The organism is Candidatus Planktophila versatilis, assembly GCF_002288105.1.
Lineage (GTDB): Bacteria > Actinomycetota > Actinomycetes > Nanopelagicales > Nanopelagicaceae > Planktophila > Planktophila versatilis.
The window spans coordinates 665,360-686,153 of record NZ_CP016774.1 but is presented as its reverse complement, the minus strand read 5'-3'; the positions used below and the strand labels follow the sequence as shown (position 1 = coordinate 686,153).

Annotated in this window: 23 protein-coding genes; 22 read left to right on the top strand and 1 reads right to left on the bottom strand. The window is 48.7% G+C overall.

Annotated elements, in window-relative coordinates:
- Window positions 1-3 precede the first annotated feature (3 nt).
- From ruvX to nusB, 10 genes are all read left to right on the top strand, one after another.
- Window positions 4-423, top strand: a complete 420-nt coding sequence (gene ruvX / locus A1sIA79_RS03485; protein ID WP_095674841.1) for a Holliday junction resolvase RuvX — start codon at window positions 4-6, stop codon at window positions 421-423.
- A complete protein-coding gene (gene mltG, locus A1sIA79_RS03480) occupies window positions 407-1,444 on the top strand; it encodes an endolytic transglycosylase MltG (RefSeq protein WP_095674840.1) in 1,038 nt (345 codons plus the stop codon). The genes ruvX and mltG overlap by 17 nt, the downstream gene beginning before the upstream one ends.
- Window positions 1,441-2,241 carry a shikimate dehydrogenase gene (locus A1sIA79_RS03475; RefSeq protein WP_095674839.1) on the top strand — a complete coding sequence of 267 codons (801 nt, stop codon included), beginning with the start codon at window positions 1,441-1,443 and terminating at the stop codon, window positions 2,239-2,241. The genes mltG and A1sIA79_RS03475 overlap by 4 nt, the downstream gene beginning before the upstream one ends.
- 51 nt (window positions 2,242-2,292) lie before the next feature.
- Window positions 2,293-2,682 (top strand): prepilin peptidase, encoded by a 390-nt coding sequence (locus tag A1sIA79_RS03470; RefSeq protein ID WP_095674838.1) that lies wholly within the window; start codon window positions 2,293-2,295, stop codon window positions 2,680-2,682.
- A 45-nt stretch (window positions 2,683-2,727) separates the two neighbouring features.
- Window positions 2,728-3,909 carry a chorismate synthase gene (aroC, locus tag A1sIA79_RS03465; RefSeq protein ID WP_095674837.1) on the top strand — a complete coding sequence of 394 codons (1,182 nt, stop codon included), beginning with the start codon at window positions 2,728-2,730 and terminating at the stop codon, window positions 3,907-3,909.
- Window positions 3,910-3,917: 8 nt separating this feature from the next.
- A complete protein-coding gene (locus tag A1sIA79_RS03460) occupies window positions 3,918-4,424 on the top strand; it encodes a shikimate kinase (protein ID WP_095674836.1) in 507 nt (168 codons plus the stop codon).
- Window positions 4,421-5,476: a 3-dehydroquinate synthase gene (aroB, locus tag A1sIA79_RS03455; protein ID WP_095674835.1), complete on the top strand. Its 1,056-nt coding sequence runs from the start codon at window positions 4,421-4,423 to the stop codon at window positions 5,474-5,476. The genes A1sIA79_RS03460 and aroB overlap by 4 nt, the downstream gene beginning before the upstream one ends.
- Window positions 5,473-5,904 (top strand): type II 3-dehydroquinate dehydratase, encoded by a 432-nt coding sequence (aroQ, locus tag A1sIA79_RS03450; RefSeq protein ID WP_095674834.1) that lies wholly within the window; start codon window positions 5,473-5,475, stop codon window positions 5,902-5,904. The genes aroB and aroQ overlap by 4 nt, the downstream gene beginning before the upstream one ends.
- A gap of 64 nt (window positions 5,905-5,968) precedes the next feature.
- Entirely contained in the window at window positions 5,969-6,529 is a 561-nt protein-coding gene (efp, locus tag A1sIA79_RS03445; RefSeq protein ID WP_095674833.1) for an elongation factor P, read from the top strand.
- Window positions 6,529-6,951, top strand: a complete 423-nt coding sequence (gene nusB / locus A1sIA79_RS03440; protein ID WP_095674832.1) for a transcription antitermination factor NusB — start codon at window positions 6,529-6,531, stop codon at window positions 6,949-6,951. The genes efp and nusB overlap by 1 nt, the downstream gene beginning before the upstream one ends.
- On the opposite strand, the gene A1sIA79_RS03435 is transcribed toward nusB, so the two are convergent.
- Window positions 6,952-7,446, bottom strand: a complete 495-nt coding sequence (locus A1sIA79_RS03435) for a hypothetical protein (protein WP_150122980.1) — start codon at window positions 7,444-7,446, stop codon at window positions 6,952-6,954. It abuts the gene before it with no gap.
- Between the two features lie 123 nt (window positions 7,447-7,569).
- Between A1sIA79_RS03435 and pyrR the strand changes: the two genes are divergently transcribed.
- The 12 genes from pyrR to metK are packed head-to-tail and all read left to right on the top strand — an operon-like array spanning window position 7,570 to window position 20,782.
- Entirely contained in the window at window positions 7,570-8,103 is a 534-nt protein-coding gene (gene pyrR, locus A1sIA79_RS03430; protein ID WP_095674830.1) for a bifunctional pyr operon transcriptional regulator/uracil phosphoribosyltransferase PyrR, read from the top strand.
- The gene (locus A1sIA79_RS03425) at window positions 8,103-9,044 is read left to right on the top strand and encodes an aspartate carbamoyltransferase catalytic subunit (protein WP_095675484.1); all 942 of its coding nucleotides are present in this window, start codon (window positions 8,103-8,105) and stop codon (window positions 9,042-9,044) included. The genes pyrR and A1sIA79_RS03425 overlap by 1 nt, the downstream gene beginning before the upstream one ends.
- 2 nt (window positions 9,045-9,046) lie before the next feature.
- The gene (locus A1sIA79_RS03420) at window positions 9,047-10,333 is read left to right on the top strand and encodes a dihydroorotase (protein ID WP_095674829.1); all 1,287 of its coding nucleotides are present in this window, start codon (window positions 9,047-9,049) and stop codon (window positions 10,331-10,333) included.
- Window positions 10,333-11,460 (top strand): glutamine-hydrolyzing carbamoyl-phosphate synthase small subunit, encoded by a 1,128-nt coding sequence (gene carA, locus A1sIA79_RS03415; protein ID WP_095674828.1) that lies wholly within the window; start codon window positions 10,333-10,335, stop codon window positions 11,458-11,460. Before A1sIA79_RS03420 ends, carA begins: the two co-directional genes overlap by 1 nt.
- Window positions 11,460-14,726 (top strand): carbamoyl-phosphate synthase large subunit, encoded by a 3,267-nt coding sequence (carB, locus tag A1sIA79_RS03410; protein ID WP_095674827.1) that lies wholly within the window; start codon window positions 11,460-11,462, stop codon window positions 14,724-14,726. The genes carA and carB overlap by 1 nt, the downstream gene beginning before the upstream one ends.
- Window positions 14,726-15,574 carry a dihydroorotate dehydrogenase electron transfer subunit gene (locus tag A1sIA79_RS03405; RefSeq protein WP_095674826.1) on the top strand — a complete coding sequence of 283 codons (849 nt, stop codon included), beginning with the start codon at window positions 14,726-14,728 and terminating at the stop codon, window positions 15,572-15,574. Before carB ends, A1sIA79_RS03405 begins: the two co-directional genes overlap by 1 nt.
- Window positions 15,571-16,512 (top strand): dihydroorotate dehydrogenase, encoded by a 942-nt coding sequence (locus A1sIA79_RS03400; RefSeq protein ID WP_095674825.1) that lies wholly within the window; start codon window positions 15,571-15,573, stop codon window positions 16,510-16,512. The genes A1sIA79_RS03405 and A1sIA79_RS03400 overlap by 4 nt, the downstream gene beginning before the upstream one ends.
- Window positions 16,509-17,210, top strand: a complete 702-nt coding sequence (pyrF, locus tag A1sIA79_RS03395) for an orotidine-5'-phosphate decarboxylase (protein ID WP_095674824.1) — start codon at window positions 16,509-16,511, stop codon at window positions 17,208-17,210. The genes A1sIA79_RS03400 and pyrF overlap by 4 nt, the downstream gene beginning before the upstream one ends.
- Window positions 17,211-17,219: 9 nt before the next feature.
- Window positions 17,220-18,092 (top strand): guanylate kinase, encoded by an 873-nt coding sequence (gmk, locus tag A1sIA79_RS03390; protein WP_095674823.1) that lies wholly within the window; start codon window positions 17,220-17,222, stop codon window positions 18,090-18,092.
- Between the two features lie 32 nt (window positions 18,093-18,124).
- The gene (rpoZ, locus tag A1sIA79_RS03385; protein ID WP_017955438.1) at window positions 18,125-18,385 is read left to right on the top strand and encodes a DNA-directed RNA polymerase subunit omega; all 261 of its coding nucleotides are present in this window, start codon (window positions 18,125-18,127) and stop codon (window positions 18,383-18,385) included.
- A gap of 17 nt (window positions 18,386-18,402) precedes the next feature.
- On the top strand, window positions 18,403-19,587 hold the full coding sequence (gene coaBC / locus A1sIA79_RS03380; protein ID WP_095674822.1) for a bifunctional phosphopantothenoylcysteine decarboxylase/phosphopantothenate--cysteine ligase CoaBC: 1,185 nt from the start codon (window positions 18,403-18,405) through the stop codon (window positions 19,585-19,587).
- A gap of 4 nt (window positions 19,588-19,591) precedes the next feature.
- Entirely contained in the window at window positions 19,592-20,782 is a 1,191-nt protein-coding gene (metK, locus tag A1sIA79_RS03375) for a methionine adenosyltransferase (protein WP_095674821.1), read from the top strand.
- Window positions 20,783-20,794: the final 12 nt, after the last annotated feature.

The window sequence follows — 20,794 nt, the reverse complement described above, 5'->3', positions numbered from 1 at the left end:
CCGATGAGAGGTCGAAGAATTGCCTTCGATTGCGGTGATGTGCGTATTGGTGTTGCAATCAGTGATCCAGATAGCATCCTTGCTTCACCACTAACTGTGTTGCAGGCTCAGAGTCCGAACCTATTAGCCGAACTCGCTGCGATCTTTTCAGAATATGAACCAGTTTCTGTCTTCATTGGGGAGCCAAAACATATGTCTGGCGCGAACGGAGATAGTGTTGCTAAAGCTAAATCTTTTGGGGACTTGATTACAGAGACCTTCGCGATAAACGTGACATATATTGACGAGAGACTTTCATCAGTGTCGGCTCAGAAGAAGCTTAAAGACGCGGGAGTAAATACTCGCGATTCGAAAAAGGTAATCGATGCAATGGCTGCTGTAGCCATCCTAGAACAAGGGTTGGCGATTGAAAAACTTACTTAGAATTCCGATCGTTCGAGTGGGACTTGCAGGTGTGGCTGTATTCGTTGTCACCTTCGGCCTGGATTCGCTGCGAAACCTAGATTCATCTGCACCTGATTTCAGTTGCGGCGCTGCGTCAGCTGAGGAAGTTCTCATAAGAATTGAATCTGGAGAAGCTGGCTCTTCTATCGGTGCATCCTTGGCAAGTGCTGGGGTAATCAAATCTTCAGAGGCCTACTTTCGTTTAGCGGTAGCCGATGCAAGAGCTGCAAAAGTGGCACCAGGAACTCATAGAGTGCAGAAGAACTTATGTGCGGCGGATTCACTTGAACAGTTGCTTGACTCAAAAAGAATCGTGGGACTGATCAACATCTCTGAAGGGATGTGGGTCAATGAGGTTTTGCCTCAGCTGTATCGCTCAGGCTTTAAGGTCCAAGAAGTAAAGTCTGCTTTAACGACTCTTGCTAAACCCAAGGGCTTTGATCAGCTAGAAGGTTTGCTTTTCCCGGCGCAGTACAGTTTTGCATCAACGACGTCAGCAGATGTTGCTCTTGCTTCAATGGTTTCTCGCGCTGAGAAAGAAATGCGTATCGCTGGTTTCTTTAGTTCTGAAACTGGATATACCCCAGCGCAATTACTCGTTATTGCCTCTTTGATTCAGGCAGAGGGCGGCGAGAAGGATTTCACGAAGGTTTCGCAAGTCGTGCGCAACAGATTGAGGAAAGGGATGCCACTTCAGTTTGATTCGACCGTGCATTATGTGATGCAGTCTCGAGGCAATATCTTCTTGAGCACTAAGTCGACCATGTTGTCATCGAGCTATAACACCTATAGAAAATTTGGACTCCCACCAGGGCCTATTAATAATCCTGGGGCATCAGCAATGCGCGCGGCGGTAACTCCACAAGAGGGTGACTGGCTATATTTCATCACAGTGGCGCCAGGTGATACCCGATTTACCGCTGATATCGCCCAGTTCAATGCATGGAAGTATGAGTACAAAAAGAATTTACGGACTGGAAAGTTTAGGAGTCAAAAGTGATTAGAGGAGCTGTACTGGGTTCCCCAATTACTCATTCACTTTCACCGCGCTTGCACCGTGCTGCCTTCTCCTATTTAGGAATAGAGGGAAGCTATGAGCCCATCGATGTACCGGCGGGTTCGCTGGCATTATTTATTGAAAGACGCGGCACAGAGTTCGATTACTTCTCTCTCACCATGCCTTTGAAGGAAGAAGTACTGCTACTCCCCATTGAATGCGACCCATTAACAACCAAGATTCAATCTGCAAATACTTTATGGAAAAAGAAGGACGGATGGTCACTTACTTCTACTGATGGATCTGGATTTATTGCAGCGCTAGCCCATGCAGGCCTACAAACTTTAAATCGAGTACTGATTCTGGGAGCGGGTGGAACAGCTCGTGCGGTAGCTGGTGCGATGGATGGCATCTCGAAAGAGATTCATGTTCTAGGTCGTAGTTCAGTGCGAGCTCCTGCACTGAAGTCATCGGTAACTACTTCTGATTTTGAATACATCGCTTGGAATTCAGGTGCGGATTTAAGTTCTTATGACCTCGTTGTAAATACAACTCCAGCCGGAGCGGCCGACCTCCTGGCTGATTCTGTCCGCGATGGGGCAAGTGGTCTCCTATTTGATGTGATCTATAAACCTTGGCCGACAGTACTTGCTGCGGCATGGAGGGATTCTGGCGGCAAGGTAATCGGTGGTCTTGAACTCTTGCTCTACCAAGGCATCGATCAATTGGAATTGGTGCTGGGTGAAAGCCTAGACCGGGAGAAGCTAGCGACACATTTGCGCACAGCGCTCCGCACCTAGTTCATCCACAGGTAGTTAATGTGATGAGAGTGTTCTACCTAGGCTGGTTCTATGGCGCTGATTCTTCTCTTCTCGATATATATCAGCTTCTTTGACCTTCGTCATCACAGAATTACAAACCTCTCGGTTGCTCTTATCTCGGTCTTACTCTTTATTGAGAGCGACTTTCACATCTATTTTCTCACAGGGATTCTTTTCATAGTGCCGCTGTTACTACTCGGCATCTTCGGGGGATTAGGTGGAGGGGATGTGAAACTTCTTATGGCGGTAGCTCTTCTGGCCATACCTGGTGGTTCAATCACCACCTATTTAAGTATTCTCGTAGTGGCAATTTCAATCCTAACGGCACTCACTGTTGTGGCCCGAATGCGTTTACGGGGCAATATTGCGCTAGGTCCTGCGATATGTGCGTCTTATCTCGCTTTTTTGTTTACGCAGTGAGTAAATAATGAGCGAGTTTGCAGTACTTTCTGCAAGAATAGGCACATGCGTTGGATCACAGCAGGCGAATCTCATGGTCAGGCCCTTTCAGCAATTATTGAAGGCGTCCCAGCTCATGTGCAGGTGACCACTTCTGATATCGATTTTCATTTAGCGCGCCGCAGACTTGGAGTTGGTCGTGGAGCTCGACAGAATTTTGAGGCCGATAAGGTAACCATTCTTGGTGGAATCCGATTGGGTTTAACCCAAGGTGGTCCGATTGCAATACAGGTGGGAAACAGTGAGTGGCCTAAGTGGGAAAAAGTTATGTCAGCAGATCCCGTTCCACTTGATGAAATTGAGAATTTAGCGCGCAATGCACCGCTGACCAGACCTCGACCAGGACACGCTGATTTAGTAGGAATGCAAAAATACGATTTCGATGATGCAAGACCTATCTTGGAGAGAGCTAGCGCGCGTGAAACAGCTTCACGTGTGGCACTTGGTGCTATAGCTAGAAAATTCTTAGAACAGTCAGTCGGGATAACTATTCTTAGCCACGTAGTTTCTATTGGAAGCGTTCGTATTCCTGATGGTTATGAACTGCCGGGTGAGAACGATATGGCGCGAATCGATGAAGATCCCGTGCGTTGTGCCGACCCGGCAACAAGTGCGAAGATGATTTCCGAGATTGAAGGCGCACACGCTGATGGAGATACCTTAGGTGGCGTCTGTGAAGTACTTGCTTACAATCTACCTCCAGGTTTAGGTTCACATGTTCATTGGGATCGTAGGTTAGATGCCCGCCTTGCCGCTGCGATGATGGGAATTCAAGCGATTAAAGGTGTTGAGATTGGTGACGGTTTTAGAACTGCTACTCGTCGAGGCTCAGTTGCTCACGATGAAATTGAACGCGCGAAAGATGGCCACATCGCAAGACGTACTGATCGCGCTGGGGGTACAGAAGGTGGAATGTCTAACGGTGAGATTTTGCGAGTCTCTATCGCAATGAAACCAATTTCAACCGTTCCTAAAGCCTTAGACACTATTGATGTCAAGACTGGTGAGGCTGCCAAAGCTATTAATCAGCGATCTGATGTCTGCGCTGTTCCTGCGTCAGGAGTTGTAGCAGAGGCGATGGCAGCGCTAGTTCTCGCTGAAGCTGTTCTTGAAAAGTTCGGTGGCGATTCGGTTCAGGAAGTGCGTCGAAATTTTGAGTCATATATGAAGAATCTGCGTTTCAAGTAGGCCAAGCCATGGCCCCGCGAATAATTCTCATTGGTCCTATGGGTTCAGGAAAGTCCACAATTGGAAAATCACTTGCGAATAAACTCTCGTTGGAATTTCGCGATACGGATTCTGTCATTGAACAACGAGAGAACAAGTCAGTCTCACAAATCTTCATCGAGGATGGAGAAGCTGCCTTTCGCGCCATAGAACGAGAGGTTTTGCATCAAGAACTTAAGGCGAGCGACACGGTGTTAGCTCTTGGTGGCGGGGCTCCGATTTCTACCGAGGCGCAATCTGCACTAACAGCGACTTCATCCCATGTTGTATATCTTGATATCTCTTTAGCCAACGTTGCGCCTCGTATCGGTTTCAATCGTGATCGTCCTTTGCTTCTCAATAATCCCCGAGGACAATGGCAGACGCTGATGGAAGCGCGCCGGCCTATTTACGAGGCAATAGCCGATACAGTCGTTGACGTGAATAAACGCTCTCAGAGTGAAATCGTGGCGCAGATACTTGAGGTTCTCGCATGAAAAGCATTGATGTTCGCGCAGAACGTAACTACTCGGTATTAGTTGACACGCCATATTTGCAGGCGCTGGCACCCCATTTCAAAGAGCGCGAGCGAATTGCTGTTATTTTCTCAGAATCGATGAAAGCTTCTATCCCTCAGATTGATGCGCAAGATTCGGAAGTTTTCTATTTCAGGATTCCTGATTCGGAGAAAGGTAAGAGCTCAGAGACTCTTCTTAGGGTTTGGGATTGGTTGGGATCAGCCGGATTTACGCGCTCGGATTTGATTGTCGCAATCGGTGGGGGAGCAGTGACGGATTTCGCCGGTTTTGCTGCCGCTTCGTGGTTGCGCGGATTAGATTGGATAGCAGTTCCAACCACTGTGTCAGGAATGGTTGATGCAGCAGTTGGTGGCAAGACCGGAATAAATAGCGATTTTGGAAAGAACCTGATTGGGGCTTTTCATTCTCCGATAGAAGTGATTATCGACCCACAATGGTTGTCGACGCTCAGTGATCGTGATTTTGCAGCAGGCCTGGCAGAGGTTGTTAAGTGCGGATTCATTCGTGACCCGCAGATTCTTGCTTTGATTGCGGATAAGAGCATCGCAAATATTCGTGAATCCCGTGAACTCACAGTGGATCTGATCCATAGAGCGATTAGCGTCAAGGCGGATGTAGTCTCTGCTGACTTCAAGGAGAGTTTCGAACGCGAGATTCTCAATTACGGACACACATTTGGTCATGCAGTGGAGTTAGAGAGCAAGTACTCACTTCGTCATGGAGAGTGCGTGGCTATTGGAATGATCTATGTGGCCCACTTAGCTCACTCACTTGGCCGAATGAACCAAGAGTTAGTCGATCAACACGTCAAGGTACTCAGTCAGTTGGGCCTACCTGTTCGCTATATGGAAGGGGATTGGCTAAACCTTCTGGCTACCATGAGAGTAGATAAGAAATCACGCGGAAAGCAGATTCGTTTTGTGGTGATCTCCGAGATAGCCAAAACTGAGAGAGTCGAATCGGTAACTGACGACCAACTCCTAGCCGCATATGAGAAGGTTAGCCAATGAAGGTATTAGTTCTTAATGGTCCAAATCTCGGGCGGCTCGACATTCGAGATTCTTCCATCTACGGGGATATGACATATCCAGCATTGGTGAGTCATATTGAAAACGCTGCAAGGACTCATGGCTTTGAGGCCGATGTTCGCCAGAGCAATGATGAGTCCGAGATTATCGGCTGGTTACATGAAGCTGCCGATACTAAGACTCCAGTCATTATCAACCCAGCTGCCTTTACTCACTACTCGTATGCAATTCGTGATGCCGCAGATCTGGTTAAGGCACCTCTCATCGAAGTGCATCTATCGAACCCGCTTGCTCGTGAAGAATTCCGTCATACCTCGGTTATTTCCGGTGTGGCAAATGGAACTATCGGTGGATTTGGGCCAAATTCATATGTACTAGCGCTCATCGCCTTGAAGGCACTTCTTACATAATTTGATGAGGTAAAGTTCGCTCTCTATTGCACTTCGATGGGCGAAGGCATGAACTGGGGTTATCGTGGCAACTACAAATGATCTAAAAAATGGCATGACACTTGATATCGATGGTCAGCTATGGACTGTGGTTGAATTTCAGCACGTTAAGCCCGGCAAAGGCCCAGCATTCGTTCGCACAAAGCTTAAGCAAGTAATGACAGGCAAAGTTGTGGATAAGACATTTAACGCAGGTGTCAAGATTGAGATTGCGATCCTCGAAAAGCGTGAGATGAACTTCCTATATAAGGAAGGCGATGATTTCGTATTTATGGATAATGTAAATTTTGATCAGATGACTATCTCGGCAGCCACCGTTGGTGAGGCTTCAAATTACATGCTAGAAAACACCGAAGCGATAGTCGCGATTCACGAAGGAAACCCGCTCTACCTGGAGTTAGCCGCATCCGTCCCACTTAAAATTACTTACACTGAACCAGGACTCCAGGGCGATCGCTCTTCCGGTGGAACAAAGCCAGCAACCGTTGAGACCGGGATTCAGATTCAGGTTCCATTGTTTATTAAGCAAGATGAGATTGTTCTTGTTGACACACGCGATGGTTCTTATCTGGGTCGCGCCAACTAGTGTCGGCTCGCAGTAAAGCTCGTAAACAGACGTTAGATCTGCTTTACGAGTCAGATATCCGTGGTTCATTGGCAGCTGATTTATTGGTTCTTCGCGATATTCCGGATGAGGGGCCAGATGCAAGGCCGATAAGAGATTTCACAAAAGCGCTCATTGGCGGCATTACCGAAAACCGACGAAAGATCGATGAACTGATTGCAACCTATGCCCAAGGCTGGGATATGGATCGTCTTCCAGCTGTTGATCGCAATATTCTTCGCCTTGCTATCTACGAGATCATCTGGTCAGATGATGTGGAAGATGCGGTTGCTATCGATGAGGCACTGAATCTGGCAAGGGATCTTTCCACCGATGAGTCAGCGGGATATATTCATGGCGTTTTGGGAAGAATTTCCACTATCAAAGCCAGCATCGCCCGTTAATTAGCGAATTCTCAGTAGGAGCGTTTCCCGCTCAAGCCATTTCGTCACATCGTCTTCGCTCTCGTCGAAGAGTATGGCCAGCGTTGCAATGTCAGTTATTCGCAAGGAAATAACTTCACCATTCCAATCTTGCCTCGTACGCACTATTTTCTGCAGCAGCCTGGAGAGATTGATGTATTTCGCCATCTCGTTTCGGCCTTCTTGTTGTACTCGGTGATTGATAAGGCGTAAATCGAGAATGATTTTCGACCCGTAACTCCGCTCTCTATTTTCAGAGTTGCCGAATATCTCCGAAATCGGCACCTGGTAGAGCGCGGCTATCTGCAGTGCGCGCTTGACACTCAAAGAGCGTGCTCCTCGTTCGTATGAACCTAAGACAACGGCCTTGATCCGGCCCTGACTAAGGGTTTCCACATCGGAAAGGGAGAGTGACTTGGAGTGTCTGATTGCGCGAAGTGTGGAATTAATCTCGTTCACTGTGGGTTGTTGATACATCCAGCGAGGGTATGGGTTGGGCGGACACGGGAGTTTTGGCTATCCACAGAGCTCTGCTGGGGCTGGTATCATTGCGCCGCATCCTTTAACGACCCGTCCTGCGAGGCGGGGAAGGAGATTTAGATGAGTGTTGCCCTGCCTGCGCCAGATATGACGCGCGCCATTACTCGCATTGCCCATGAAATTCTCGAACGAAACTTAGGTTCTGAGACAGTAACTCTCTTAGGAATTCCGACTCGCGGCGCCCACTTGGCACTTCGGATCGCTGCTGCGATTGAATCAATCGCAGGAGCCCCGGTTGAGTGCGGAACTCTTGATATCACCATGCATCGCGACGACCTGCGACTACGTGCTCCGCGAGCTCTAGCTCCAACGCGGATTCCGCCATCAGGGATTGAAAACCGAAACGTAGTTCTTATTGATGATGTTCTCTTCTCAGGACGTACTATCCGCGCCGCCCTAGATGCCCTGGGCGAAGTAGGGCGACCGAAGACGGTGCAACTTGCGGTCTTAGTTGATCGGGGCCACCGTCAACTACCAATAAGGGCCGATTATGTGGGAAAGAATCTACCGACATCACCGCAACAGATAATTAAAGTGCATCTGGTTGAAACTGATGGCGCAGATGAAGTACTACTGGAAGAGGTGGCCGGATGATGCGCCACTTACTATCAATTAACGATCTGACAAAAACCGATGCCCTTTCAATCTTGAATACAGCAGAGACACTCGCTCGAGCATCTGATGGTCCGATGAAGAAGCTACCGACCTTGCGCGGGAGAACGATTGTCAATCTCTTCGCTGAGGATTCCACCAGAACTCGCATCTCCTTTGAAGCAGCGGCAAAACGATTATCGGCAGACGTCATCAACTTCTCTGCCAAGGGTTCGAGTTTGAGTAAAGGGGAGTCCTTGAAAGATACCGCTCAAACTTTGCAAGCGATGGGAGCGGATGCGGTCATTATCAGACACAACGCCTCCGGTGCTGCCCACACTTTAGCCAAGGGTGAGTGGATGTCTGGTTCTGTGATTAACGCCGGAGATGGAACACACGAGCACCCAAGTCAGGCGCTGCTGGATGCCTTTACTATTCGTAAACATTGCGCACGGGGAAATGAGGATTTAACTGGACTTCGGATCGCAATCGTGGGGGATATCTTGCACTCACGTGTTGCTCGTTCCAATGTCGTGCTGCTTACGATGTTGGGAGCGAAAGTAGTTCTAGTGGCGCCCCCAACGCTGCTTCCTATTGGCGTTTCGTCGTGGCCGGCAGAAGTTTCTTACGACTTCGACTCGGTTATTGGTGAGGTTGATGCGGTAATCATGCTGCGCATCCAGATCGAGCGAATGACGGAGATGTATCTGCCCAACGCACGTGAGTACTCGCGCTTCTTCGGACTCGATAAAGATCGACTCTCGAAAATGAAAACGAACGCTATCGTCATGCACCCAGGTCCAATGAATCGTGGCGTGGAGATTTCGGCTGAGAGCGCCGACAGCGCCCGATCAGTGATTGTGGAGCAGGTTAAAAATGGTGTCAGCGTCAGAATGGCAATCTTGTACTTATTACTTGCTGGAACTGCGGAATTGGAGATCTGACTATGAGCCAGAAGCTATTCATTAAAGGCGGAACCCTCGCTAACGGAACTAAGGCTGATATCAGCATTACAGATGGTGTTATTGCCTCAATAACTACTTTGCCGAGCGCGCCAGATGGCGCACAAGTAATTGATGCCAAAGATTGCATCATTCTTCCCGGTCTTGTTGATTTACATACTCACCTGCGTGAACCTGGTAAAGAGAGCGCGGAAACAGTTCTCTCTGGATCGAAAGCTGCTGCCAAAGGTGGTTATGTTGCCGTGAGTGCGATGGCCAACACAACACCGGTTGCAGATAACGCTAGCGTTGTTGAACATGTCTATCGCTTAGGACAAAAAGCGGGAATCGTTGATGTGTTTCCGGTTGGCGCTGTGACGCAAGGTCTCGCTGGTGAAAACTTGGCGGATATTGGTGCGATGGCCAATTCAGAGGCGCGAGTGCGAGTCTTTAGTGATGATGGAAATTGCGTCTCGGATGCACTTGTGATGCGACATGCACTTGAATATGTTAAAGGTTTTGATGGTGTCATCGCCCAGCATGCACAAGAGCCACGCCTGACCCAAGGCGCGCAGATGAATGAGGGAATAGTCTCATCCCAACTTGGCTTAAAGGGTTGGCCAGCAATCGCCGAAGAAGCGATTATTGCGCGCGATATTCTCCTGGCTGATTTCCTGCAGGCACGCTTACATATCTGTCATGTCACAACAGCTGGTGGGGTTGAGATAATTCGTTGGGCGAAAGCGCGCGGTATAGCGGTGACCGCGGAAGTGACTCCTCATCATTTACTGCTCACCGATGAGCTAGCTAGAAGTTATGACGCGGTATATAAAGTGAACCCACCGCTAAGAACTGAAAAAGACGTGATGGCACTGCGCGAGGGGTTGGCACAAGGCATCATCGATATTGTGGCAACCGATCATGCACCGCATGCGACCGAGAGCAAGGAATGCGAGTGGCAGGAAGCAGCATTTGGAATGCTCGGTCTTGAGACCGCTCTCCCGATAGTCAATCAGACAATGGTGCAGACGGGCCTGATGAGTTGGGAACAGGTTGCTACGCGCATGAGTTCTGCTCCGGCCCAGATTGCTCGCTATGAGAATCATGGTCATGAGATTGCGGTTGGAGCTAAGGCGCACATCACTGTGATTAATCCGACGGCAACTCACCGGGTGGATCGAGATCTGGTTTTATCTAGAAGTCGAAATACTCCCTTCCATGGCTTAGAGCTGCCGGGCGTAATCATGGCTACAGTCTTTGGTGGAAAATTGACATACGAAGGGAGTAAATAGTGTCGCAAGCATTCTTCGTTCTTGATGACGGCCGAATCTTCCAGGGTCAGTCGTGGGCTGCAACCGGTAAGACATTTGGGGAAGCAGTTTTTCAGACCGGAATGACTGGCTATCAAGAAACGTTGACAGATCCGTCGTATCACAAGCAAGTTGTGGTGATGACAGCGCCTCATATTGGCAATACCGGTGTGAATACCTTTGATAACGAGTCAAGCAAATACTGGGTGGCAGGTTTTGTTGTTCGAAATCCATCGACTGTCACCAGTAATTGGCGCAGTGAGAAAGATCTTGAATCGGAATTAATTAGCCAGGGAATTGTTGGTATTCAAGGGGTGGACACACGTGCGATTACTCGTCACCTACGTGATCGAGGAGCAATGAAGGTCGGCATATTCTCTGGTCTTGACCTCACTCGTGAAGAGATGGTTGTGGAAGTTCGCAAACAAGCCGATATGGCTGGTTCCTATCTGTGCGCCGATGTCTCAACTCCAAAGACCTATGTTGTCCCAGCACAGGGTGTGAAGAAGTACACCGTTGCAGCAATTGATTTGGGGATAAAGGGGGCAACGCCACGAGCGATGGCGCAACGCGGGATTGAAGTACATGTCATGCCTTATAACGTCACCCTCGATGAGATCTTGGCTATCAATCCAGATGGAGTATTTCTCTCCAACGGTCCTGGAGATCCAGCAACTATGACTGAAACTATTGAGTTAGTTCGAAGCCTACTTTCGGAAGAGATTCCAATCTTCGGAATCTGCTTCGGACATCAAATTCTTGGTCGCGCACTCGGCTTTGAAACCTATAAATTGCAGTTCGGCCATCGAGGAATTAACCAACCGGTGCTTGATAAGCGAAGCGGTAAGGTTGAAATCACGGCACATAACCACGGCTTTGCTTTGAAAGCACCTACCGATTCAGGTTTTTCCACCGTATACGGCCTCGGTCAAGTGACCCACATCTGTTTGAATGACGGTGTTGTGGAAGGTATCGAACTACTTGAACGTGGAGCCTTTAGCGTTCAGTACCACCCGGAAGCAGCAGCTGGGCCTCACGATGCTGCTTATCTCTTTGATCAGTTTGTAGACATGATGGCTAGATATCCAAGATTGGCGGCTTCCAAGTAATGGCACGCGATGAGTCAATCAAAAGTGTTTTAGTAATTGGTTCCGGCCCGATTGTTATCGGTCAGGCATGTGAATTTGATTATTCCGGAACGCAAGCTTGCCGAGTCCTGCGGGCTGAGGGTATTCGAGTCATCTTAGTGAACTCGAATCCCGCAACAATAATGACTGACCCTGAATTTGCGGATGCAACTTATATAGAGCCCATTACGCCGGAGTTTATTGAGCGGATCATTGCAAAAGAGCGACCAGATGCTGTCCTTGCAACACTAGGGGGACAGACTGCGCTCAATGCAGCTATTGGATTATTCCAGGCAGGAACACTTGCTAAATACAATGTGAAGCTCATTGGCGCAGATGTCGCGGCGATTGAACGTGGCGAGAATCGCGAAATATTTAGAACTATTGTTGAGAAGATTGGTGGCGAGTCAGCCAAATCAATTATCTGTCACACCATTGAAGATGTTATGGGCGCCGTGGCCGTCTTAAATTACCCAGTAGTGATTCGACCATCTTTTACTATGGGTGGGCTAGGTTCAGGAATCGCCTTTGATGAAACAACACTTCGACAGATTGCAGGGGCTGGATTAAGACATAGCCCGACGTCAGAAGTTCTGATCGAAGAGTCGATTATTGGCTGGAAAGAGTATGAATTAGAGGTTATGCGTGATAGAGCGGATAACGTGGTGATTGTCTGCAGCATTGAAAATATTGACCCAATGGGTGTTCATACGGGTGATTCAATTACCGTGGCACCAGCGCTTACTTTGACTGATGTTGAATTCCAAAAACTTCGCAATCTCTCTATCGATATTATTCGCGAAGTTGGCGTTGATACGGGCGGTTGCAATATTCAATTTGCGGTGAATCCTGATACTGGGCGCATCATTGTGATTGAGATGAATCCACGAGTGTCACGATCTAGCGCCCTGGCCTCCAAAGCAACTGGTTTCCCGATTGCAAAGATTGCAACAAAACTAGCAATCGGCTACACCCTGGATGAGATTAAGAATGACATTACACAGGTTACTCCAGCTTCGTTCGAGCCAACCCTGGATTACATTGTTGTGAAGGCACCAAGATTTGCTTTTGAAAAGTTCCAAGATGCGGATCCTCGTTTGACCACCACAATGAAGAGCGTGGGAGAGGCAATGGCAATTGGACGTTCTTTTCCAGAAGCGTTGATGAAAGCGCTTCGTTCATTAGAGCGTAAAGAGGCGACCTTCACATTCCCCAAGAACTTCCCGGATTCCCAAAAAGGTTCACTTCTTGAATCTATGAAGATTCCCACCGAGTATCGAATTCAGCAGGTTCAGCTCGCCATGTGGTGCGGGGCATCAATCGAAGAGATTTACGCATCGACCAAGATCGATCGTTGGTTCTTGCGCCAAATTGAATTGATTAATCAAGAAGCCTTGCGAATTGCTGAACCAGGGGAGTTAACTGCAGATGTGTTGCGCGCAGCTAAAAGTATGGGGTTTTCCGACATACAAATTTCTCGCTTGCGGGGAGTATCAGAGGAAGATATTCGCAAAGCCCGTCATCATGAAAATATTCGCCCTATATATAAGACGGTAGACACATGCGCAGCAGAGTTTGAAGCGTTCACTCCATATCATTATTCAAGTTATGAAGAAGAGACAGAGGTGCGCCCGCGCACAAGGCCGGCTGTGATTATTTTAGGCAGCGGACCGAACCGAATTGGTCAAGGCATTGAATTTGATTACTCCTGCGTCCATGCCTCATTCACCTTGAGGGAAGCCGATTTTGAAACGATTATGATCAACTGTAATCCGGAGACTGTTTCTACCGACTACGACACCAGTGATCGTCTTTATTTTGAACCATTGACCTTAGAAGATGTACTTGAAGTTGTGCATGCGGAGTCTCTTGCCGGTCCAGTGTTGGGAGTCATCACCCAATTGGGTGGACAAACCCCGCTTGGACTTGCAGCAGGTCTGAAAGCAGCCGGAGTTACGATTCTCGGAACTAGTCCGGAAGCAATTAATTTGGCGGAAGAACGTGGTGCATTCGGCCAAGTCTTGGCAGATCAGGGACTTACTGCGCCAGAGTTTGGAATGGCAGCAACACAATTAGAAGCACTCTCGATTGCCCAACGTATTGGTTACCCAGTTCTCGTTCGCCCGAGCTTTGTTCTTGGCGGACGAGGTATGGAAATTGTCTATGATGATGAATCCCTTTCATCCTTCATCGCCCGGGCTACCGATATCACTCCGGATCATCCAGTTCTCGTTGATAGATTCTTGGATTCTGCCATCGAATTAGATGTTGATGCACTCTACGATGGTCAGGAACTCTTCTTGGGTGGAATCATGGAACACATTGAAGAGGCGGGAATACATTCAGGAGATAGCGCCTGTGTTCTTCCGGCGATGACTATTAGTGAAGATCAGCGCAAAGCTATCCGGGAGGCGACTCTTAAGATTGCCCAGGGTGTTGGCGTTCGAGGGTTGATTAATATTCAATTCGCTATGGCCGAAAAGGTTTTATATGTTCTTGAGGCGAATCCACGCGCTTCACGCACGGTTCCTTTTGTGAGCAAAGCAACGGGTGTGCCGCTGGCAACGGCTGCGGCCCGGATTTCACTTGGATCAACGATTGCCAAGTTGCGTCTTGAATCCATGTTGCCAGCCGAGGGTGATGCGATCGCAAAGGGCATTAGCGTGAAAGAGGCGGTCTTGCCTTGGAATCGATTCAGGAGAGTAGATGGACGAGGTGTGGATGCAGTTCTTGGACCAGAGATGCGTTCTACTGGAGAAGTTATGGGTATTGCAGATAACTTCGGGGAAGCTTATGCAAAATCGCAGATAAGTTCATTTGGTCCACTGCCTAAATCTGGAACTGTCTTTATCTCATTGGCTGATAAAGACAAGAGCTCCGGTGTTGAACCAGCACGTAAACTCTCCGGACTAGGCTTTAGATTGCTAGCAACAGATGGAACTGCGAAGTTATTGGAACAATCAGGCGTGAGCGTGGTGTGTGTGCGCAAGAACTCTGAGGGAACTGGACCGATGGGTGAGAAGACAATCGTTGAGATGCTCAACGCTGGTGATATCGATTTGGTAATCAATACTCCAGTGGGCCGAGGAACGCGCGCAGATGGATGGGCCATTAGAACCGCATCAGTGCAACGATCGATACCAATTATCACCACAACAGCTGGCTTTAGTGCCGCAGTAGAAGGCATTAAAGCGATTCAAGCTGGGGCTATGCCGGTGAAGCCTATTCAAGAGTGGCTGGGCAAGTAGTGAACACGATCAATAAGAGCGCGGTTCAACAAATTGCGACTATTCACTCCAATAAACGAGTCGGTGCCTATCACCAGATTCTGATAAACGTGGGAGAGATGGTTAAGAGTTGTCGCCCGGGAAACTTCGTTGCTATCAGCGTTGGTGGCGATAGCTCACGAATGATTTTGCGTCGCGCCTTTGCAATCTCTCGAGTATCCGATAGCAGTCAGTATGGCGGAACGATGGAACTTATCGTTGCCCCTCATGGCTCAGGCTCAAAGTGGTTATGTGCGCAACCTGAGGGTTCAGAGCTCGACATCGTTGCCCCGCTGGGAACATCATTTGGAATACCAACAGAGCCAATCAATGCGCTACTTGTTGGAGGTGGCTATGGTTCGGCGCCGCTATTTGGACTCGCAGATGTACTGAAGAATCGCGGATGCAAGGTTGATATGTTGCTAGGTGCCAGTATCGGTACCAAGATTTATGCACCTATGGAGGGTAAGCGTTCTGTTAACTCGCTCAAGATTTACACCGAAGACGGTTCAATGGGAGAGAAAGGGCGAGTGACAGAATCACTCCTGGAGATCATCTCCAATCGAAGTATTGATGTGATTTATTCATGTGGTCCGATGGGAATGCTTCGAGCGATAACCGAGCTGGTTGCAAATACTGAAGTGATTCATCAATGTGCAGTTGAGGAATCGATGGCATGCGGTATCGGAATTTGCATGACCTGTGTCCTACCGGTTCGAAATGAAGACGGTTCAACTTCGATGCTGCGCTCTTGTATTGATGGTCCGGTGATGGATGGCTCTCACGTTCAATGGGATCTCGTGGGACGTATTCCGGAGGCGCACCAATGACCCTTCCGGTAGATATGTCCACAACGTTGGCAAATGCTTGGTTTCCCACCCCAATTTTTACCGCAAGTGGTTGTGCCAGCAGTGGCAAGGAGTTATCACAATTCTTTGCACTTAAAGATGTGGGAGCAATCGTTACTAAATCAGTGATGACAAAGCCGCGTCATGGTCGCCCGACTCCACGTATGGCGGAAACACCATCGGGAATGCTTAACTCAATCGGGCTACAAGGTCCAGGAATTGATGCCTTCCTTGCAAACGATCTACCGTGGCTGCTTGAACAAAAAGCTCGAGTGGTAGTTTCGATTGCAGGAGAGACGATCGAAGAATATTCAACACTAGCTCGTAAAATTAGATCGGCCTCTGGGATCAGTGCTTTAGAAGTGAACATTTCTTGTCCGAACGTGGAAAACCGAGGTTTGGTCTTTGCCTGCGACCCCGATGCTTCCAGGCGCGTTATCGACGGGGTTCGAAAGACTATAGGCGGGGAACTTCCCATCATTGCAAAGCTATCACCTGATGTAACTAGTCTGCCAGAGATTGCCAAAGGTGTAGTTGATGCTGGCGCTGATGCACTGGCGCTGATAAACACCGTTCTTGGCATGGTGATAAATCTGGAGACGATGAAACCGCATTTAGGTGGGAAAACTGGCGGATTATCTGGACCTGCGATTAAGCCGATAGCAGTACGAGCGATCTATCAGGTACATGCTGCGCTGCCTCACGTTCCAATATTGGGAATGGGTGGTGTCTCCTCTGGTCGCGATGCACTCGAACTTATTCTGGCCGGAGCATCAGCGATCTCGGTAGGAACTGCCAGTTTCGGTAACCCTACTGCGCTAATCACTATTCAAAACGAGCTGCGCGAACTGTTGGCAACACGTGGCTTTGCTACCATGCAACAAGCCGTTGGATATGCGCATAGAGAAGAGACGCAATGAAAGCGCCGATAGTTCTTGCGGTTGATACACAGGATTTAGATACGGCGCAACGTTGGATAGAGGCAACCCAGGATCATGTCAGTGTCTATAAGTTGGGTCTTGAATTTTTCCTCACCTTCGGCCATGAAGGGGTCAGGCGTATTAAAGGTGTGACCGATTCTGATATTTTCCTAGATTTGAAACTGCATGACATTCCACACACAGTGGGAGCTGCTGCGACCGCGGTTCAATCATTGAAGCCAAGATTCCTCACCGTTCATGCATCTGGTGGACGCGCGATGATTTCGGCGGCAGTACAAGCGCTTCCGACTACCGATGTCACGGCAGTAACGATCCTTACTTCGCTTTCGGAGGAGGATCTCTTTGAAATTGGGTTCGCAAATAACGCACTTGAGAGCGCGGTTGCACTTGCCAAGATGTCTACCGAAGCTGGTGCTCGCGCCATCGTCTGTTCACCGCTTGAGATTGCAGCAATCCGATCTGCCGTTGGAAATGAACCACAGATCATCACACCTGGAGTTCGCCCCGAAGGTAGTTCTGGAGGTGATGATCAGAAGCGAACAATGACTCCTCGAGCAGCGATTGCCGCCGGCGCAAGCTACGTTGTTATCGGACGTCCAATCACACAGGCGTGGGCGCAAGGCGCGCAAGCTATGACTACCGCTGCGCGCACAATCGCTGAAGATATTCTGCAGTAAGTTAAAAACATGGGTACCCCGCCGCAACTAACTCCCGCCGAGCGTGCTAGCGCCCTGGCGAAAGCGAAAGCTTCTAGACAAGAGCGCTCTGCAGTGAAATCTCGAATCAAAAGTGGTGAATTGAGTATTTCTGAGGTTATCGCTTTAGCTCAGAGCAATGAAGTGATTGCCAAGATGCGAGTTCTTGAGATGGTGGAATCAAAGAGTGGTGTGGGTAAAATTCGCGGTAAAGCGTTACTTGAAAAACTTGACATCTCCAGCACGAGGCGGATTCAAGGGCTAGGACGCTACCAACGAGCAGCGCTACTAAAGGAATTTGAATTGCCGACATCACTGCGCAGAGGAAAGCTGATAGTTCTCTCTGGTCCTGGGGGAGTAGGCAAGAGCACAGTCGCCAAGAAGTTACGGGAAGCCTCTGATTTTGTTGTCATTGTCTCTGCGACAACTCGTCCGGCAAGATTTAATGAAGTTGCGGGTGTTGACTACCACTACTTAACTGCAACGCAATTTGATGCAGCAGTTAAGAACAATGAGTTTCTAGAATGGGCCGAATTTGCTGGAGCTCGTTATGGAACACCACGATTACCAGTGGAAACCGCACTGAGTGCTGGACAAAGTGTTCTTCTGGAGATCGAGATTGAGGGAGCCAAACAGGTGAAGGAAAAGATTCCGGAGTCAGTACTGGTCTTTCTCGAACCACCTAGTTGGGAGGAGTTGGTCTCGCGCTTAGAAGGCCGCGGCACTGATAGCGCAGAACGCAGGGCCTCACGTCTAGCCTTAGCGCAGGAAGAGCTCGCTGCAGCCTCTTTCTTCGATAAAGTCCTGGTAAATGACGAGGTCGAGAAGGTGGTTGCCAGCCTGATAGAATTGGCATCTGCCTAGTTCGGCGAATATTACTTTTTAGGAGTACATGCATGAGTGCACACATGGACGGAATCACTAACCCACCTATCGATGAGCTTCTCGATAAGGCTGGATCAAAGTATTCACTGGTTCTCTATGCTGCAAAGCGTGCACGTCAGATTAATGCTTACTATTCACAATTAGGTGAAGGCCTTCTTGAGTACGTGGGACCACTTGTGGACACACACGTTCACGAGAAGCCACTATCGATTGCACTTCGTGAGATTAACGAAGGTTTGCTGACAATCGAAAATCTTGAGCCAACTGCTTAATTAGCGCCACAATAGTTATGCAAGGACATGGCCGCGAAGTAATTCTCGGTGTTGGCGGCGGTATAGCTGCCTATAAATCTTGCGATTTACTGCGTCGCCTGCAAGATATTGGTTTCCTCGTAACGGTCGTTCCAACTCCTTCGAGTTTGAATTTCGTGGGCGCGGCAACATGGGAAGCTCTTTCTGGGCGTGCAGTCACTACCGAAGTTTTTGAGAGTGTAGAAGAAGTTCGCCATGTCTCGTTAGCAAAAAAGGCTGATTTCATCATCATCGCTCCGGCGACTGCCGATTTGATAGCAAGAATGGCCGCAGGTCGAGCCGATGATCTTCTGACTAATGTCATCCTGGCAGCTAACGTTCCAGTTTTGATAGTTCCGGCAATGCATCCAAATATGTGGAGTGATCAAGCGACAACAGCAAATGTGCGAGTATTGCGAGAGCGTGGGTATCACGTCCTAGATCCCGACGTCGGAGCACTCACCAGCGGAGATGTGGGCCAAGGGAGATTTCCAGAGACAGCCAAAATTCTGCAAGCTTTCTCGGATTTAGCTCAAGCTAAATCCGATTACTTAGGCAGGAGAGTGCTGGTGAGCGCAGGCGGTACTCGGGAACCAATAGATCCCATTCGTTTTATCGGAAACCAATCTTCTGGGAAACAAGGTTACGCCGTTGCCCTGCAGGCACTTCGACGAGGGGCAGATGTTGTACTCGTATCGGCAAATGCTTCACTGCCAGATATTGAAGGTGTACAAACTATTCATGTAAAAACGGCATCTGAGATGCACGATGCTTTACATCGAGAATTTTCGCAGTGTGATGTTCTGGTGATGGCGGCAGCAGTTGCGGATGCGCGTCCTGAACAGATGCAGGATTCAAAGATTAAGAAGGCTTCACTTGCTACGATCAATCTGACGGAAAATGTGGATATTCTCAAGAGTCTTCATGACGTTAAGGTCAAGCAAGTAGTCGTGGCTTTTGCGGCAGAGACTTCCCATGACGCAACTGCAGCCCAAAGCAAGATGTTGGCTAAGGGTGCGGATATCCTCTATCTCAATGATGTTTCTGGGGGAGATATCTTCAATAGCGAGACAACTTTTGGCGAGATTTTCACCAGCGCTGGTGCCAGTTATAAAGTGGCCAAGACCACCAAAGACACGCTTGCACAAGAACTACTCGACCATGCCCTCCATCAGTTAGGTTAATCCAATGTCAAAACGCCTATTCACCTCAGAGTCTGTTACCGAAGGCCATCCAGATAAGATTGCGGATCAGATCTCTGATGCTATTCTTGATTCGCTGATAGCGCAGGATCCATCAAGCCGGGTAGCTGTTGAAACGTTGATCACAACTGGCCAAGTTCATGTTGCTGGTGAAGTAACGACTAACGGTTATGCCGATGTCATGGGAATTGTTCGCGATACTGTGATCGGTATTGGTTATGACTCTTCCGTGAAAGGTTTTGACGGAAATAGTTGTGGTGTGTCGATCTCGATTGGTCAGCAATCACCAGACATTGCACAAGGTGTGGACGACGCATTTGAACATCGCGTTGCATCTGCCGTCGACCCACTTGACCTTCAAGGTGCCGGCGATCAGGGCCTGATGTTTGGTTATGCGTGTGATGACACCAAAGAACTTATGCCGCTGCCAATCTGGCTCGCTCATGAACTAGCACAACAGCTGTCAAAGGTGAGAAAGTCTGGAGCTCTTCCATATCTTCGCCCTGACGGGAAAACACAGGTCACCATTGAATATGATGGAGATAAGGCTGTTGCACTCGATACCGTTGTTATCTCAAGCCAGCACGCAGAAGAAGTTGATGTTGCCGGGCAACTCACATCCGAGGTAATAGCCCAAGTAATTGATCCGGTTTTAACAAAGATTGATCTTCCTCGTAAGGATATGAGAATTCTGATTAACCCAACGGGTCGCTTCGTTATTGGTGGACCGATGGGCGATGCGGGTCTTACAGGTCGCAAAATCATTGTCGATACTTATGGCGGAATGGCTCGCCATGGTGGTGGCGCATTCTCAGGAAAAGACCCATCAAAGGTGGATCGGTCTGCCGCCTATGCGATGCGCTGGGTTGCTAAGAACGTAGTGGCAGCAGGTTTAGCTCGCCGTTGTGAAGTTCAGGTTGCTTATGCAATCGGAAAAGCTCAGCCGGTTGGAGTTTTTGTAGAGACCTTTGGAACTGAAACGGTTCCGGTTCAGAAGATTCAAGCTGCTGTGACAACTGTTTTTGATTTGCGTCCCGCTGCAATCATTCGCGATTTAAATCTCAAGCGTCCAATCTATTCTCAGACTGCTGCATACGGTCACTTCGGTCGCGAGCTTCCTAATTTCACATGGGAAGTAACTAATCGTGTATCCGAACTGCAGGCAGCTGTTAAATAGGTTATCCGCACA

Coding starts and splice junctions, on each gene's coding strand:
- A1sIA79_RS03400 (WP_095674825.1), top strand. CDS start 15,571: ATGACCCTTCCGGTAGATATGTCCACAACGTTGGCAAATGCTTGGTTT.
- A1sIA79_RS03435 (WP_150122980.1), bottom strand. CDS start 7,446: ATGTATCAACAACCCACAGTGAACGAGATTAATTCCACACTTCGCGCA.
- metK (WP_095674821.1), top strand. CDS start 19,592: ATGTCAAAACGCCTATTCACCTCAGAGTCTGTTACCGAAGGCCATCCA.
- aroQ (WP_095674834.1), top strand. CDS start 5,473: ATGAAGGTATTAGTTCTTAATGGTCCAAATCTCGGGCGGCTCGACATT.
- ruvX (WP_095674841.1), top strand. CDS start 4: ATGAGAGGTCGAAGAATTGCCTTCGATTGCGGTGATGTGCGTATTGGT.
- rpoZ (WP_017955438.1), top strand. CDS start 18,125: ATGAGTGCACACATGGACGGAATCACTAACCCACCTATCGATGAGCTT.
- carB (WP_095674827.1), top strand. CDS start 11,460: ATGGCACGCGATGAGTCAATCAAAAGTGTTTTAGTAATTGGTTCCGGC.
- coaBC (WP_095674822.1), top strand. CDS start 18,403: ATGCAAGGACATGGCCGCGAAGTAATTCTCGGTGTTGGCGGCGGTATA.
- A1sIA79_RS03470 (WP_095674838.1), top strand. CDS start 2,293: ATGGCGCTGATTCTTCTCTTCTCGATATATATCAGCTTCTTTGACCTT.
- A1sIA79_RS03460 (WP_095674836.1), top strand. CDS start 3,918: ATGGCCCCGCGAATAATTCTCATTGGTCCTATGGGTTCAGGAAAGTCC.
- aroB (WP_095674835.1), top strand. CDS start 4,421: ATGAAAAGCATTGATGTTCGCGCAGAACGTAACTACTCGGTATTAGTT.
- A1sIA79_RS03425 (WP_095675484.1), top strand. CDS start 8,103: ATGCGCCACTTACTATCAATTAACGATCTGACAAAAACCGATGCCCTT.
- pyrF (WP_095674824.1), top strand. CDS start 16,509: ATGAAAGCGCCGATAGTTCTTGCGGTTGATACACAGGATTTAGATACG.
- A1sIA79_RS03420 (WP_095674829.1), top strand. CDS start 9,047: ATGAGCCAGAAGCTATTCATTAAAGGCGGAACCCTCGCTAACGGAACT.
- aroC (WP_095674837.1), top strand. CDS start 2,728: ATGCGTTGGATCACAGCAGGCGAATCTCATGGTCAGGCCCTTTCAGCA.
- pyrR (WP_095674830.1), top strand. CDS start 7,570: ATGAGTGTTGCCCTGCCTGCGCCAGATATGACGCGCGCCATTACTCGC.
- gmk (WP_095674823.1), top strand. CDS start 17,220: ATGGGTACCCCGCCGCAACTAACTCCCGCCGAGCGTGCTAGCGCCCTG.